Genomic DNA, 14,829 nt, shown 5'->3' with positions numbered 1-14,829 from the left:
CTTCGCTGAAAGATCATTGATGTGGGTGTTTCACACCCGATCAATGATCTTTTCGCCGAACAGACCCTGCGGACGGAACAGCAGGAACACCAGGGCCAGCACATAGGCAAACCAGATCTCGATGCCGCCGCCGACCATGGGGCCGAGGTAGACCTCGGAGAGCTTCTCGCCCACGCCGATGATCAGGCCGCCGATGATGGCGCCCGGCACCGAGGTCAGGCCGCCCAGGATGATCACGGGCAGGGCACGCAGGGCCACGGTGGTCAGCGAGAACTGCACGCCCAGCTTGGAGCCCCAGATGATGCCGGCCACGAGCGCGGTGATACCGGCCACGCACCAGACGATCACCCAGATGCGGTTGAGCGGGATGCCGATGGACTGCGCCGCCTGGTGGTCGTCGGCCACGGCGCGCAGCGCGCGCCCGGTGGAGGTCTTCTGGAAGAACAGCGACAGGGCCGCCACCAAGCCGGCGGCAATCACCGCGGCGATCACGTCTTCCTTGTTGATCAGGATGCCGCCTTCGAACATGCCTTCGAGGATGAAGATCGGGTCCTTGGGCATGCCGACATTGATCTGGTAGATGTCGCTGCCGAAGATGGTCTGGCCGAAGCCGTCGAGAAAGTAGGTGATACCCAGGGTGGCCATCAGCAGCGTCACGCCTTCCTGGTTGACCAGGTGCCGCAGCACCAGTCGCTCAACCAGCCAGGCCAGCGCGAACATGCACAGCGCGGCGATGATGAACGCCAGGATGTTGGCCAGCAGCAGGCTCTCCAGTCCCAGCCATTGCGGAATCCACTCCGAGAAGCGGGCCATGGCCAGGGCGGCAAACAGCACCATCGCGCCCTGCGCAAAGTTGAACACGCCCGAGGCCTTGAAGATGAGCACGAAGCCCAGCGCCACCAGCGAATACAGCATGCCTGCCATCAGGCCGCCAAAGAGGGTTTCGAGAAAGAATCCCATGGTGTCGTCTCCGTTCAGTGGCTCGTACCGAGGTACGCGCTGATGACTTCTTCGTTGCTGCGCACTTCTTCCGGTGTGCCGTCACCGATCTTCTTGCCGTAGTCCAGCACCACGACACGGTCGGAGATGTCCATCACCACGCCCATGTCGTGCTCGATGAGCACGATGGTGGTGCCGAACTCGTCGTTCACGTCCAGGATGAAGCGGCTCATGTCCTGCTTCTCTTCCAGGTTCATGCCGGCCATGGGCTCATCGAGCAGCAGCACCTGCGGCTCCATGGCCAGGGCGCGACCGAGGTCCACGCGCTTTTGCAGGCCGTAGGGCAGGGTGCCCACGGGCGTCTTGCGGAAGGCCTGGATCTCCAGGAAATCGATGATGTGCTCGACGAACTCGCGGTGCTGCTCCTCTTCCTTCTGGGCCGGGCCGATGCGCAGCGCCTGCAGGAACAGGTTGCTCTTCATGCGCAGGTTGCGGCCGGTCATGATGTTGTCGATCACGCTCATGCCCTTGAACAGCGCCAGGTTCTGGAACGTGCGCGCCACGCCCATCTCGGCCACCTGGCGGCTGTTCATGCCACGGAAAGTCTTGCCCCGGAAAGTGATCTTGCCTTCCTGCGGCTGGTAGACGCCGTTGATGCAGTTGAGCATGGAGCTCTTGCCGGCGCCGTTGGGGCCGATGATGGCGCGGATCTCGTGCTCCTTGACGTTGAACGAGATGTCGGTCAGCGCCTTGACGCCACCGAAGCGCAGGCTGATGTTCTGGACGTCGAGGATGACGTCACCGATCTTTTTCTTGCTCATGCTGCTGCCTTCACAGGTGCGAACGTCTTGGCGTCCATGATCTTGAGCGTGGCGCTGACGCTGCCGGTGCGCCCGTCCTCGAACTTGACCTGGGTCTCGATGTACTGCTCGCTCTTGCCGCCGTACAGTGCATCGACCAGGACCCCGTACTTCTCGCCGATGAAGCCGCGGCGGACCTTGTTGGTGCGGGTGAGTTCGCCGTCGTCGGCATCCAGCTCCTTGTGCAGCACCAGGAAGCGGCTGATCTGGCTGCCGGCCAGCAGGTCGTCGCGTGACAGGTCGGCGTTGACCTTTTCCACGCAGTCGCGGATGAGCTCGTAGACCTCGGGTTTCTGCGCCAGGTCGGTGTAGCCGGCGTAGGGCAGGTTGCGGCGCTCGGCCCAGTTGCCCACGGCCTCGAAGTCGATGTTGACCATCACGCAGACCTTCTCGCGCTGATCACCGAAGGCCACGGCCTCCTTGATGTGCGAGAAGAACTTGAGCTTGTTCTCGACGTACTTGGGCGCGAACATGGCGCCGTCATGGGCGCCACCCTTGATGCGGCCCACGTCCTTGACGCGGTCGATGATCTTCAGGTGGCCGCTGGCGTCGATGAAGCCGGCGTCGCTGGTGTGGTACCAGCCGTCGGCTGTCAGCACCTCTTCGGTGGCCTTGGGGTTCTTGTAGTACTCCTTGAGCAGGCCGGGCGACTTCACCAGGATCTCGCCGGTCTCCGAGAGCTTGATCTCCACGCCTTCGCAGGGCACGCCCACGGTGTCGGCCCGGGCTTCATGGTCGGGCTGCAGGCAGACGAACACGGCCGTTTCTGTCGAGCCGTAGAGCTGCTTGAGGTTGATGCCGATGCTGCGGTAGAAGCTGAACAGGTCGGGACCGATGGCTTCACCGGCGGTGTAGGCCACCCGCACGCGGCTCATGCCCAGGGTGTTGCGCAGCGGGCCGTAGACGAACAGATTGCCCAGCGCGTACTTGAGGTTGTCCATGAAGCCCACGGCCTTGCCATCCATCCTGGCCGGGCCCACGCGGCGGGCCACGTCCATGAAGGCGTGGAACATCTTGCGCTTGAGCGCGCCGGCGTCTTCCATGCGGATCATGACGCTGGTCAGCAGGCCCTCGAACACCCGCGGCGGCGCGAAGTAGTAGGTGGGACCGACTTCCTTGAGGTCGATCGTGACCGTGGCGCCCGACTCCGGGCAGTTGACCACGTAGCCAGCCACCAGCCATTGGGCGTAGCTGAAGATGTTCTGGCCGATCCAGGCCGGCGGCAGGTAGGCCAGCACCTCGTCCTGGTCCGTCAGCTTGTCGAACTTGCTGCCCACGGCGGCGCGGTCGATCAGCGTGCGGTGGGTGTGGACCACGCCCTTGGGATTGCCGGTGGTACCCGAGGTGAAGAACATGGCCGCCACGTCGTCGGGTTGGGCCTTGTCGATTTCTTCCTGGAACAGGTCGGGGTGGGCCTTGGCGTGGGCCTGCCCGGCACCGATCAGCTCGTCCAGTCCCGCCAGTCCTTGCTGGTCGTAGTTGCGCAGGCCGCGCGGATCGTCATAGAAGATGTGCTGCAGCTGCGGGCACTGGGGCTGGATCTCCAGCATCTTGTCGACCTGTTCCTGGTCTTCCACCACCGCAAAGCGCACCTCGGCGTTGTTGATCGGGAAGATGCATTCGGCGGCGACGGCGTCCTGGTACAGCGGCACCGGAATCGCGCCCAGCGACTGGGCGGCCAGCATGGTGGCGTAGAGCCGGGGCCGGTTGGCACCGATGACCACGAGGTGTTCACCGCGCTGCAGGCCGGCCTGGTGCAGTCCGCAGGCGATGGCCTGCACGAGATCGGCCATGTCGCGCCAGCTCAGGGTCTGCCAGATCCCGTATTCCTTTTCGCGCATGGCGGGGGCCTGCGGTCGCCGGGCGGCGTGTTCCAGCAGGAGCCGGGGGAACGTGGTCTGCATGCTTGTCTCCTTCGGCAAGGGGGACGGTGATGCCGGAAGGGCACACCGTTGCATTTCATTCTGGTGCGGATGGTAAGCAAGCATTTGACGTTAAGTTGTCAGTTCGACGACAATTGACGGGTCAACCCTGCTAGGACTTTCCCTAGGCACCGGAGGTATTCAATGACCCTCTTCATGCCCCACCGATCCGGCAGCATCCTGCGAGAAAGGGCGCGCGCGCCGTCGGCGACCGAGCTGGCCGAGATTCCATGGATGGCCGTGCTCAGCGACGGTGAACGTCTGCGGGCGCAGGACGCCCTGCTGGTGGGGGAGACACAGGCGGGGGACTACATCTGCCGGGTGGGGCGCCCCGTCACCTACTGGTTCGGCCTGCTCGACGGCCTGCTCAAGATGAGCAACGACGATTCGCACGGGCCGGTCATCACCTTCACCGGCGTGGCGCCGGGCGGCTGGTTCGGCGAGGGCACGGTGCTCAAGCGGGAGATCTACCGCTACAACATCCAGGCGCTGCGCAAGAGCCGCGTCGCCGGGTTGCCGGTGGAGACCTTCCACTGGCTGCTGGACCACTCGATCGGTTTCAACCGCTTCGTGATGAACCAGCTCAACGAGCGACTGGGCCAGTTCATCGCGGCGCGCGAGATCGACCGCATCAACAACCCGGACCTGCGCGTGGCGCGCAACCTGGCTGCGCTGTTCCATCCCTTGCTCTCGCCCAACGTGGGCGGAGTGCTGCGCATCACCCAGCAGGAGCTGGCGTATCTGGTGGGCCTGTCGCGCCAGCGGGTCAACGAGGCACTGACCACCCTGGCGGACAAGGGCTGGATCCAGGTGGAGTACGGAGGCCTGCGGGTGCTCAACCTCCAGGCCCTGCGCTCCGGTGAACTCTGAGGCGCTGGCCGGTGGTTTCTTGTGCGGTCGGGCGTGGGATGATCGACGCATGACCGATCAGCCCAAGAAAACCCTGAAACTCAAGCCCGGCGCCTCGGAGGCCGGGGCCAATCCGCTGCGCCGCCCTGTGCGTTCACAGGCGCCCGCACGTGCGCGCCCCCTGTCCGAAGTACAGGCCGAACGTGCTGCCCGCCAAGCCGCCTGGGAAGCGCGTGCGCCTTCGCTGCGCGAACCGGGTGCCGATGGCCGTGGAGGCCAGCCCGACCGGCCGCCCCGCGCCTCGCGGGCCGACCGCTCCGACCGTCCATTGCGGGATGATCGTCCAGCCCGGCCGCAGCGACCGGATCGCCCCGCTGGAGGACGGCCCTCGCAGGACGAGCGCCGTCCTCGTGCCGCCGCCGGTGCGCCTGCGGCGGGACGACCGCAGACCGCGCGCCCTGCGCCGCGCAGCGATGGCCTGATCCGGCTGAACAAGCGTCTGGCTGACCTGGGTCTGTGTTCGCGCCGTGAGGCCGACGAATGGATCGAGCGTGGCTGGGTGCTGGTCAACGGACAGACCGCCGCCATGGGGCTGGCGGTCAGCGAGACCGACCAGGTCGAGGTGCTGCAGGCCGCCCATCGACGGCAGGACAGCCGGGTCACCATCCTGCTGCACAAGCCGGTGGGCTATGTCAGCGGTCAGCCCGAGGACGGCCACGAGAGTGCCGCGGTGCTGATTCAGGCGAAGCACCAGTGGCGCAGCGATCCCCACCTCCGCCACAGCCCTGGCTGGCAACCCCAGCACGCACGCGGCCTGGCGCCGGCCGGGCGACTGGACATCGACTCCACCGGACTGCTGGTGCTGACCCAGGACGGGCGCATTGCCCGCCAGCTGATCGGTGAGGACTCGGAGATCGAGAAGGAATATCTGGTCCGGGTGCAATGGGCACCCGAGGGTCCGAAGGGGCCTGGCGTGGTGGCCCAGGATGTGCAGTCGGTGGTGCCACCGGGCGTGATCGAGCGACTGCGCCACGGGCTGAGCCTGGATGGACAGCCGCTCAAGCCCGCCCAGGTCGACTGGCAGAACCCCGAGCAGCTGCGCTTCGTGCTCAAGGAAGGCAAGAAGCGCCAGATCCGCCGCATGTGCGAGCAGGTGGGCCTGCACGTGGTGGGCCTCAAGCGCATCCGGATGGGCCGCATCGTGCTGGGCAACCTGCCGGTGGGCCAGTGGCGCTATCTGCGCGCGGACGAAGGCTTTTGAGCGGCAGCCCGACACCGCCCCGGCAGGTCCTGCGGCATGTGCGTCCGTCGGATCTGAAGGCGCTGGCCCAGCTGGTGGCCCAGGCCACGCATGGTGTGATCGACATCACCGAGGGCGTGCACCAGGCCGTGCACGGACGGCTGGGGCTGCCCGGTGCGGCGTCGGGACAGCGCACTGGCGGGCTGACAGGCCGGATCTATCAGGCCGTTCGGGGCGTGACCCGTCTGGTGGGGGCTGGCACCGATGCCGTGCTGACCGCTTTGCTGCCCCTGCTGGACGATCCGGCCACTCACCCGGAGGCTTCACCTCAGCGGGAGGCCATCCTGGCGGCCCTCAACGGCGTGCTCGGGGATGCGTTGCAGGCCATGGGCAACCCGCTGGCCATGGCCATGGATGCTCGCGTGGGGGGCGTGCCACTGGCGTTGACGGCCAATGCCCTGAAAGTCCAGGTGCCGGATGCCCGTGCGCACCTGCTGCTGCTCGTTCACGGCCTGTGCATGAACGATGCGCAGTGGCAACGGGCAGGCCATGACCATGGCCTTCACCTGGCGCAGGCCTTGGGCGCGACGCCGGTCTACCTGCGCTACAACACCGGTCTGCACACCTCGGTCAATGGACGCGAGCTTGCCGTCCTGCTCGATCAACTGGCGGCCGCCTGGCCCGTGCCTCTGGAGCGCATCAGCATCATCGGGCACAGCATGGGCGGTCTGGTGGCGCGATCGGCGCTGGAGGTCGCCCGCCAGGCGGGTATGGATTGGCCCGGCAGCTTGCGTGACCTGGTGTTTCTGGGCACGCCGCACCACGGCGCGCCGCTGGAGCGGGCGGGTCACGGCGCGGACCTGCTGCTGGCCTCCAACCCGTTCACGGCCCCATTTTCTCGCCTGGGAAAGATACGCAGTGCCGGCATCACCGACCTGCGGCATGGCCATGTGCTCGATGCCGACTGGCAGGGGCGTGACCGGTTCGAATCCGGTGCTGACCACCGTGTGCCTTTGCCCCTGCCCGAGGGGGTGAGCTGTTTCGCGGTGGGCGCCACGCTGGCGGCGCGCCGCAGCCGGCTGGCCGAGCGCTTGACCGGCGATGGTCTGGTGCCGCTGGACAGTGCGCTCGGGCGTCATGACGAACCGACGCGCTGCCTGGCGTTTCCGCCCGAGCACCAGCTTACGGTGTTTCGTACCGGGCACCTGGATCTGCTGTCCAGCCGGGCGGTGGCGCAACAGATGCTTCAATGGCTGCGGCCGGCCTGAGTCCGGAACGGGCCGGGTTCCTCATGCTGCGAGCAGAAATCGTCACCCGGCCCACTCCGGACTCAGTCCCTCACGGCGCCCGACGCCCTTGGCCCTTGAAATTCCGACGGGCATCCCCAATTGCCGCGCGAGGCGCTTTGCGCCGCGATCCCACATTCATTTCACCGCGATCCATCCATGAGCAAACAGACCCTGAATTTCCAGGCCGAAGTGGCCCAGCTGCTGCATCTGGTCACCCACTCGCTCTACTCCAACAAGGAAATCTTCCTGCGCGAACTGGTGTCCAACGCCTCGGACGCCTGCGACAAGCTGCGCTTCGAGGCGCTGGACAAGGCGGAGCTGTACGAGGATGCGCCCAACCTGGAGGTGCGTGTCGCTTTCGACAAGGAAGCCCGCACGATCACCATCACCGACAACGGCATCGGCATGAGCCAGGCCGAAGCGGTGGAGCACCTGGGCACGATCGCCAAGAGCGGCACCAAGGACTTCATGGGCCGACTCAGTGGCGACCAGAAGAAGGACGCCCAGCTGATCGGCCAGTTCGGCGTCGGCTTCTATTCGGGCTTCATCGTGGCCGACCGCATCGTGGTCGAGAGCCGCCGTGCCGGTCTGCCGGCCGCCGAAGGCGTGCGCTGGGCCAGCGGTGGCACTGGCGACTTCGAGGTGGAAACGATCGAGCGCGCCGCGCGCGGCACCAGCGTGATCCTGCACCTGCGCGAGGACGCCACCGAGTACCTGAGCCACTGGAAGCTCAAGCAGATCATCGGCAAGTACTCCGACCACATCAGCCTGCCCATCCTGATGCAGAAGGAAGAGTGGGACAGCGAAAAGAGCGAGTACGTGCAGAAGGACGAGTGGGAGGCGGTCAACTCTGCGTCGGCCCTGTGGACCCGGCCCAAGAAGGACATCAGCGACGAGCAGTACGCCGATTTCTACAAGGCCATCAGCTACGACAGCGAGGCCCCGCTGGCCTGGAGCCATAACCGTGTCGAGGGCAGCACCGAATACACGCAACTGCTCTACATCCCGGCCAAGGCGCCGCACGACCTGTGGAACCGCGACAAGAAGGCGGGCATCAAGCTCTACGTCAAGCGTGTCTTCATCATGGACGAGGCCGAGGCGCTGATGCCCTCGTACCTGCGCTGGGTCAAGGGCGTGGTCGATTCGGCCGATCTGCCGCTGAACGTCAGCCGCGAGCTGCTGCAGGAAAGCCGCGATGTGAAGGCCATCCGCGAGGGCAACACCCGCCGCGTGTTGGCCATGCTGGAAGACCTGGCGAAGAAAGACAAAGCGCCCGAGGCCGCCGAGGGCCAGGACGGCGTGACCGATGTGGTCAGCGAAGAGGACAAAGCCCAGGCCGGCAAGTACAGCGCCTTCTACGCCGAGTTCGGCGCGGTGCTCAAGGAAGGCCTGGGCGAGGACTTCGCCAACCGCGAGAAGATCGCCAAACTGCTGCGCTTTGCTTCGACCCAGAGCGACAGCGTCAGTGTCGGCTTCGCCGACTACAAGGCCCGTATGAAAGAAGGCCAGGAGGCCATCTACTACATCACCGCCGACAGCCTGGCCGCGGCCAGGAACAGCCCCCAGCTGGAGGTGTTCCGCAAGAAGGGCATCGAAGTGCTGCTCATGACCGACCGGGTCGACGAGTGGGCCCTGTCCTTCCTGCATGAGTTTGACGGCACCCTGCTGCAGAGCGTGGCCAAGGGCGCGGTGGACCTGGGCAAGCTGCAGGACGAGGAAGAGAAGAAAGCGGCCGAGCAGGCGGCCGAGGCCTTCAAGCCGGTGCTGGACAGGCTCAAGGACAGCCTCAAGGACAAGGCCAAGGACGTGCGGGTGACCACGCGCCTGGTCGATTCACCGGCCTGTCTGGTGGTGGAGGACGGCGAGTATTCGACCCAACTGGCCCGGCTGCTCAAGTCGGCCGGGCAGAAAGCGCCCGAGGTCAAGCCGATCCTGGAGGTCAACGCCGAGCATGCGCTGGTCAGGAAGCTCGATGGTTCGGATCATTTCGATGATCTGGCGCACATCCTGTTCGATCAGGCCCTGCTGGCCGAGGGCGGTCTGCCGGACGATCCGGCCGCCTACGTCCGGCGAGTCAACGCCTTGCTGGTCTGACGGCAGTCACCTGAAAAAGGGGGCGCCATATGCCGCCCCCTTTTTCGTTCGTGACCGACTGTCGTGCGGTTCAGGCCAGCGTCACGCTCACGTCGATGTTGCCGCGCGTAGCGTTGGAGTAGGGGCAGACCTGGTGGGCCACATCGACCAGTTGCTGGGCCTGGGCTCGGTCCATGCCGGGCAGGTGCACCACCAGGCGGGCGGCAATGCCGTAGGCCTGGCCGACCGGGCCCAGGTCCACCTCGGCGTCGACCGCCACGTCGGCGGGCACGGCGATCTTCATCTTGCCGGCCACGGCCTTGATTGCGCCGATGAAGCAGGCGGAATAGCCAGCGGCGAACAGCTGCTCGGGGTTGGTGCCGTTGCCAGGCGCGCCGGGCGGCGTGTGCTTGACGTCCAGGCGTCCGTCGTCGGAGCGCGAGGCGCCGTCGCGGCCACCGGTGGTGTGGGTGCGGGCGGTGTAGAGGACTTTGTCGAGGGATGCCATGGTGATGTGCGTCTTTCTGAGTGGAAGTCTGCCGAAGGCAGGGGAGGGTGAACGGAATTGGGTCGGGAACCAGCCGGTCAGGGCCGGTTCAGCAAGCGGTTGCGCAGCGCCTGCACCTGGTTTGTCAGGGCCTGAACCTCCTGCGGATCGCACCGGGCCGCCTGCAGCAGGCATTCCGGCACCTGCCGCGCCCGTGTCTTCAGGCGGCGGCCTTCGGCGGTCAGGTGAATCAGCACCCGCCGTTCATCGGCGGCGTCGCGCTGGCGTTCGATCCAGCCGGCGCTCTCCATCCGCTTGAGCAGAGGAGTCAGCGTGCCCGAGTCGAGGTACAGGCGCTCGCCAAGCCCGGACACGGTCTGCCCGTCCTGTTCCCACAGGGCCAGCAAGACCAGGTACTGCGGATAGGTCAGTCCCAGCTGGTCCAGCAAAGGCTTGTACACCTTGGTCATGGCCAGCGAAGCGGAGTACAGGGCGAAGCACAGCTGCTGGTCCAGCGTCTGGATGTCGGGGAGGGGGCTGCGCGATGTCATGATTGAATTGTTACGTGCAATTAAATTGTGAGCAATTTAATTGTCAGATACCCTTGACATCCAAAGGGTCATCAGGCCACCAGCGGCGCTGCCTGCATGGCTTCGATCTGCTCGATGAGCATGTCCACCTGGCCCTGCCAGTAGTCGCGGGTACCGAACCACGGGAAGCTGATCGGGAAGGCGGGATCGTCCCACCGCCGCGCCAGCCAGGCGCTGTAGTGGATCAGGCGCAGGGTGCGCAGGGGCTCGATTAGCGACAGCTCCTGCCGGTCAAATGGACGGAACTGTTCGTAGCCGTCCAGCAGGGCCGACAGCTGCAGGGTCTGCTGCCGCCGGTCGCCCGACAGCAGCATCCACAGGTCCTGCACCGCCGGGCCGCTGCGGGCATCGTCCAGGTCGACAAAGTGCGGGCCACCACCCGGCAGGTCGGTGGGGGTCCACAGGATGTTGCCCGGGTGGCAGTCGCCATGCAGGCGCAACGACGACGGTGCTTCTCCGTTGAGCGCCTGGTGCGCGGCCACCATGGCCAGCGCCTCGTCGCAGGCCGCCAGCCACGCGCCTTCGACCTCCGGAGCGATGGCGCCCTGCGACAGCAGCCAGTCGCGCGAGTCCCGCCCGAAGCTGGACAGATCGAGCGCCGGTCGCTGGCGGAAGGCCTGGCGCTCGCCAACGGCGTGAATGCGGGCCAGGAAGCGGCCGATCCACTCGAGCACGTCCAGGTCGTCGAGCTCGGGGCGCCGGCCGCCGCGGCGCGGACTGACCGAAAACGCGAACCCTTCGTGATGGTGCAGGGTCCGGCCGTCGATGACCAGGGGTGCCACCACAGGCACTTCGTCACCCTGCAGCTCGGCGGCGAAGGCGTGCTCTTCCAGGATCTGGGCTTCTGACCAACGGCCCGGCCGGTAGAACTTGAGCACCACCTGACCATGGCCATCCACAGGTGCATCCAGCCCCGCCTGGTACACGCGATTCTCGAAGCTGTTGAGGGCGGACAGCCTCCCGTCGCCCCACAGGCCAATGGCGGACAGCGCGTCCTGGACCCGGTCTGGGGTCAGGCAGGAAAACGGGTGGAGATCGTTGTCGGAACTGTGCATGCACCGATTGTCGCTGCCAGGGGCCGCCGCTTCCGTATCATCGGCGGATGCCAAAGACCGCTGCCCGACCGAAAACACCACCGACGCTGCAGGAGCAGCTGCCCGAACTGCGTCCGGGGCAGTCGGTGGAACTGCTCAAGGAGCTGCACATCCTCACCCGGGACGGCAAGCTCAACCAGGACACACGGCGCAAGCTCAAGCAGGTCTATCACCTGGTGCAGTTCATCGAGCCGCTGCTGCAGGAGGTGCTCGATGCCCGGGGCGATGTGAGTCTGGCCGATCATGGCGCCGGCAAGTCCTACCTGGGCTTCATCCTGTACGACCTGTTCTTCAAGTCGATGTCGGTGGGCACGGTGATTGGCGTCGAGGCCCGTGCAGAGCTGGTGGAGCGTTCGCGTGCGCTGGCGCAGCGCCTGGGCTTCGAGCGCATGCGATTTCTGGCGACCACGGTGCAACAGGCCCTCAACCACGCCGAGCTGCCGCCGACCATCGACGTGGTCACGGCGCTGCATGCCTGCGACACCGCCACCGATGACGCCATCGCCTTCGGTCTGGCCAAGCAGGCCCGCTTCATGGTGCTGGTCCCCTGCTGTCAGGCCGAGGTGGCCTCGGTGATGCGCCGGCACAAGGCCATCAACCTCTCGCGCAACCCCCTGGCCGAACTCTGGCGCCACCCCTTGCACACCCGGGAATTCGGCAGTCAGATCACCAACGTGCTGCGCTGCCTGCAGCTCGAAGCCCATGGCTACGAGGTGACGGTGACCGAGCTGGTGGGCTGGGAGCATTCGATGAAGAACGAACTGATCCTGGCGCGCCGCCACGAGCCACCCCGCCCGGGCACCACCGCGCGGGCCCGGGAGCGTCTGGCGCAGATCCTGGACGAACTGGGTCTGCAGGAACTTACCAGCCGTTTCACGGTCTGAGGAATCATCGCCTATAGTCGGGTCCCCGATCCGATTGATCGCCGTGGCAGCGCCAGCCGGTGCTGCTGTCCTGTCCACGCCGCACCGCGCCTGAAGGCGTGGGTGGCCGGCCCGTGACCGCCCATCGGGCGGCGTGTGGCGTCCCGCTTCGCGGGCGCCGTCACCCGGGCCATCCTGGAGGAGAACACCTGATGGTCACGGACCTTCCGTTTCTGCTGCAATCCATGGCCTGGCCGCTGGTGCTGCTGCTGGCCTGGTTTCTGGGCGAGCGCCTGCACGAGGCCTGGCAGATTCCCCGCGTCACCAGCTATGTGGCCGTGGGCCTGCTGGCCAGCCTGATCAACCTGCCTGGACTGACCAATGCGGTGCCAGGGCTGCCATTTCTGGCCAACGTGGCGCTGTCGCTGGTGCTGTTCGAGCTGGGCTACCGCATCAACCTGCGCTGGTTCCGGCACAACCCGTGGGTGCTGGCCCTGGGCCTGGTCGAATCGGTGGTCACCTTTGCGGCGGTCTACCTGGCCAGCGGTCTCTTCGACCTGCCCACCGACACGCGGCTGATCATCGCGGCACTGTCCGTATCCGCATCGCCGGCCGGCATCGTCCGCGTGGCCAACGAGCTGCGCAGCGCAGGGCAGGTGACCGAGCGCGTGCTGCACCTTTGCGCCATCAACTGCCTGGTTTCGGTGCTGGCGCTCAAGCTGGTGATCGGTTACTGGTACCTCAGCACCTCGGGTGACCTGCTGCAGGCGGCTTTTGGCAGCATCCATGTACTGGCGACGTCAGTGGCCGTGGGTGCCCTGCTGGGCGTGGCCATGCCGGCCCTGCTGCGCTCGCAGCGCATCCAGGAGCGCGACGTCACCCTGGTGTTCGCGCTGGCCGTGGTGCTGCTGACCACCATGTCTTACGGCCTGAAGCTCTCGCCGCTGCTGGCTGCGCTGAGCTTTGGCATCGTGGCGCGCGAGCGCCGGGTGCACCTGACCAACGCGCAGCGCGGATTCGGCACGGCCGGCGATCTGCTGACCATTTTCCTGTTCGTCTACATCGCCGCCCTGCTGGACTGGAGCGAGGCCGGCACCGGCCTGGTGCTGGGGCTGGTGCTGATCGTCGTGCGCACGGCGGCCAAGGTGGTTTGCAACGTGGGCGCGGCGCGCCTGTCGGGCAGCACCGAACGCAAGGGTCTGCTGACCGGCCTGGCCCTGACCCCGATGTCGGCCTTTGCCATCCTGCTGCTGGAGCAGAGCCGCCTCTACGGCTTCGGACCAGCCGGTCAGGTGCTGACCGTGATGGCCGCCATGATGCTGGTGCAGGAGCTGCTGGGGCCGCTGGTGACCCAGCGCAGCCTGATGGCCGCGGCCGAAACCCACGTGACCAAGGAGTAAGCCCATGCCATTGGAAACCTTCAAGGCCTCCGAGTCCCTGACCCTGGGGGTCGAGCTGGAACTTCAGCTGGTCAACAGCTACGACTATGACCTGTCCAGCTCGGCCAACGATCTGCTGGAGCTGCTGGGGCGCAAGCCCTTTCCGGGCGTGGTGACGCCCGAGATGACCCAGAGCATGATCGAGATCGCCACCAGCGTGCAGCATGAGCACGGGCCTTTGCTGGCGCAGCTGCGCGAGATCCGGGACACCCTGGTGACGGCCTGCGATCGCCTGAACATCGAGCTGGCCGGGGGCGGCACCCATCCCTTCCAGCGCTGGTTCGAGCAGCGCATCTTCTCCAAGCCGCGCTTCGAGCAGCTCTCGGGGCTGTACGGCTACCTGGCCAAGCAGTTCACGGTCTTTGGTCAGCACGTTCATGTGGGCTGCAGTTCCCCGGACGAGGCGCTGTTCCTGCTGCATTCGCTCAACCGCTATGTGCCGCACTTCATTGCGCTGTCGGCGTCCTCGCCCTTCTTCCAGGGGGTGGACACCCTGTTCGATTCGGCGCGCCTGAACTCGGTCTTTGCCTTTCCGCTCAGCGGCCGGGCACCCTTCGTGCTGAGCTGGGACGAGTTTTCCAACGGCTACTTCACCAAGATGGAAAGCACCGGGGTGGTCAAATCCATGAAGGACTTCTACTGGGACATCCGGCCCAAGCCCGAGTACGGCACCATCGAGTTGCGCGTGTGCGATACCCCGCTGACGGTGGAGCGTGCGGCGGCGCTGGCCTGCTACCTGCAGGCCCTGTGCCGCCACCTGCTGGAGCGCAGCGAGCCGCCACCGGAGGAGGACGACTATCTGGTCTACACCTACAACCGCTTCCAGGCCTGCCGCTTCGGACTGGACGGGATGATGGTCAATCCCAAGACGCGCGAGCAGATCAGCATCCGCGAGGACATCCTGGCCACGCTGCGCAAGCTGGGTGGCCATGCCGATGCTTTGAAGTCCACCGCGGCCCTTGACGAGATCGAGCGCACGGCGGCACGGGACGGCAATCACGCCAGCTATCTGCGCCGCTGCTACGCGGACAGTGGCAGTGTGCAGGGTGTGGTGCGCTCGGCGGTTGAGGCCTTGCGCCAGGGGCCCGCAGCATGAGTGCCACGAAGACAGGGGTGGAATAAAGCGGGTGTTTTCCGGTCAGTTCCGGGTTTGTCGGGCAATTTCCTACAACGCGAATGGCAAG

At 66.1% G+C, this 14,829-nt stretch carries 13 protein-coding genes; 7 read left to right on the top strand and 6 right to left on the bottom strand.

The features are described from left to right. Positions 1–30 precede the first annotated feature (30 nt). Genes ACFQNJ_RS15865 through ACFQNJ_RS15855 form a run of 3 tightly spaced genes read right to left on the bottom strand, consistent with a single transcriptional unit; the run spans position 31 to position 3,703 of the window. Entirely contained in the window at positions 31–960 is a 930-nt protein-coding gene (locus ACFQNJ_RS15865; RefSeq protein WP_374639528.1) for a branched-chain amino acid ABC transporter permease, read from the bottom strand. A 14-nt stretch (positions 961–974) separates the two neighbouring features. Beyond that, the gene (locus ACFQNJ_RS15860) at positions 975–1,760 is read right to left on the bottom strand and encodes an ABC transporter ATP-binding protein (protein WP_374639529.1); all 786 of its coding nucleotides are present in this window, start codon (positions 1,758–1,760) and stop codon (positions 975–977) included. Beyond that, positions 1,757–3,703, bottom strand: coding sequence for an AMP-dependent synthetase/ligase (locus ACFQNJ_RS15855; protein ID WP_374639530.1), 1,947 nt, complete (start codon positions 3,701–3,703; stop codon positions 1,757–1,759). Before ACFQNJ_RS15855 ends, ACFQNJ_RS15860 begins: the two co-directional genes overlap by 4 nt. 174 nt (positions 3,704–3,877) lie before the next feature. Between ACFQNJ_RS15855 and ACFQNJ_RS15850 the strand changes: the two genes are divergently transcribed. The 4 genes from ACFQNJ_RS15850 to htpG all read left to right on the top strand — a co-directional run bounded on the left by ACFQNJ_RS15850 (position 3,878) and on the right by htpG (position 9,193). Further along, positions 3,878–4,591, top strand: coding sequence for a Crp/Fnr family transcriptional regulator (locus ACFQNJ_RS15850; protein ID WP_374639531.1), 714 nt, complete (start codon positions 3,878–3,880; stop codon positions 4,589–4,591). 49 nt (positions 4,592–4,640) lie between these two features. Continuing rightward, the gene (locus ACFQNJ_RS15845; protein WP_382259315.1) at positions 4,641–5,831 is read left to right on the top strand and encodes a pseudouridine synthase; all 1,191 of its coding nucleotides are present in this window, start codon (positions 4,641–4,643) and stop codon (positions 5,829–5,831) included. Next, complete coding sequence (locus ACFQNJ_RS15840; RefSeq protein ID WP_382259313.1) at positions 5,828–7,078, top strand: esterase/lipase family protein; 1,251 nt, start codon at positions 5,828–5,830, stop codon at positions 7,076–7,078. Before ACFQNJ_RS15845 ends, ACFQNJ_RS15840 begins: the two co-directional genes overlap by 4 nt. Before the next feature lie 177 nt (positions 7,079–7,255). Next, positions 7,256–9,193 carry a molecular chaperone HtpG gene (gene htpG / locus ACFQNJ_RS15835; RefSeq protein WP_382259311.1) on the top strand — a complete coding sequence of 646 codons (1,938 nt, stop codon included), beginning with the start codon at positions 7,256–7,258 and terminating at the stop codon, positions 9,191–9,193. A 70-nt stretch (positions 9,194–9,263) separates the two neighbouring features. On the opposite strand, the gene ACFQNJ_RS15830 is transcribed toward htpG, so the two are convergent. From ACFQNJ_RS15830 to ACFQNJ_RS15820, 3 genes are all read right to left on the bottom strand, one after another. Beyond that, on the bottom strand, positions 9,264–9,680 hold the full coding sequence (locus ACFQNJ_RS15830; RefSeq protein ID WP_382259309.1) for an organic hydroperoxide resistance protein: 417 nt from the start codon (positions 9,678–9,680) through the stop codon (positions 9,264–9,266). A gap of 77 nt (positions 9,681–9,757) precedes the next feature. Then, positions 9,758–10,210, bottom strand: a complete 453-nt coding sequence (locus ACFQNJ_RS15825) for a MarR family winged helix-turn-helix transcriptional regulator (RefSeq protein ID WP_382259307.1) — start codon at positions 10,208–10,210, stop codon at positions 9,758–9,760. A 71-nt stretch (positions 10,211–10,281) separates the two neighbouring features. After that, positions 10,282–11,304, bottom strand: coding sequence for a serine/threonine protein kinase (locus ACFQNJ_RS15820; protein ID WP_382259305.1), 1,023 nt, complete (start codon positions 11,302–11,304; stop codon positions 10,282–10,284). Between the two features lie 47 nt (positions 11,305–11,351). Here ACFQNJ_RS15820 and ACFQNJ_RS15815 point away from each other — a divergent pair, with 47 nt between their 5' ends. The 3 genes from ACFQNJ_RS15815 (at position 11,352) to ACFQNJ_RS15805 (ending at position 14,741) form a co-directional block, all read left to right on the top strand. Then, positions 11,352–12,227 carry a class I SAM-dependent methyltransferase gene (locus ACFQNJ_RS15815; RefSeq protein WP_382259303.1) on the top strand — a complete coding sequence of 292 codons (876 nt, stop codon included), beginning with the start codon at positions 11,352–11,354 and terminating at the stop codon, positions 12,225–12,227. Positions 12,228–12,418: 191 nt separating this feature from the next. Beyond that, positions 12,419–13,606, top strand: a complete 1,188-nt coding sequence (locus ACFQNJ_RS15810) for a cation:proton antiporter (RefSeq protein ID WP_382259301.1) — start codon at positions 12,419–12,421, stop codon at positions 13,604–13,606. A gap of 4 nt (positions 13,607–13,610) precedes the next feature. Next, positions 13,611–14,741 (top strand): YbdK family carboxylate-amine ligase, encoded by a 1,131-nt coding sequence (locus ACFQNJ_RS15805; RefSeq protein ID WP_374639546.1) that lies wholly within the window; start codon positions 13,611–13,613, stop codon positions 14,739–14,741. Positions 14,742–14,829: the final 88 nt, after the last annotated feature.

Origin of the sequence: Hydrogenophaga bisanensis (assembly GCF_042665135.1) — a bacterium.
Taxonomy (GTDB): Bacteria; Pseudomonadota; Gammaproteobacteria; order Burkholderiales; family Burkholderiaceae_C; genus Hydrogenophaga; species Hydrogenophaga bisanensis.
Note: the sequence above shows the minus strand (reverse complement) of the source record. Positions and strands in the feature narration are given on the sequence as shown.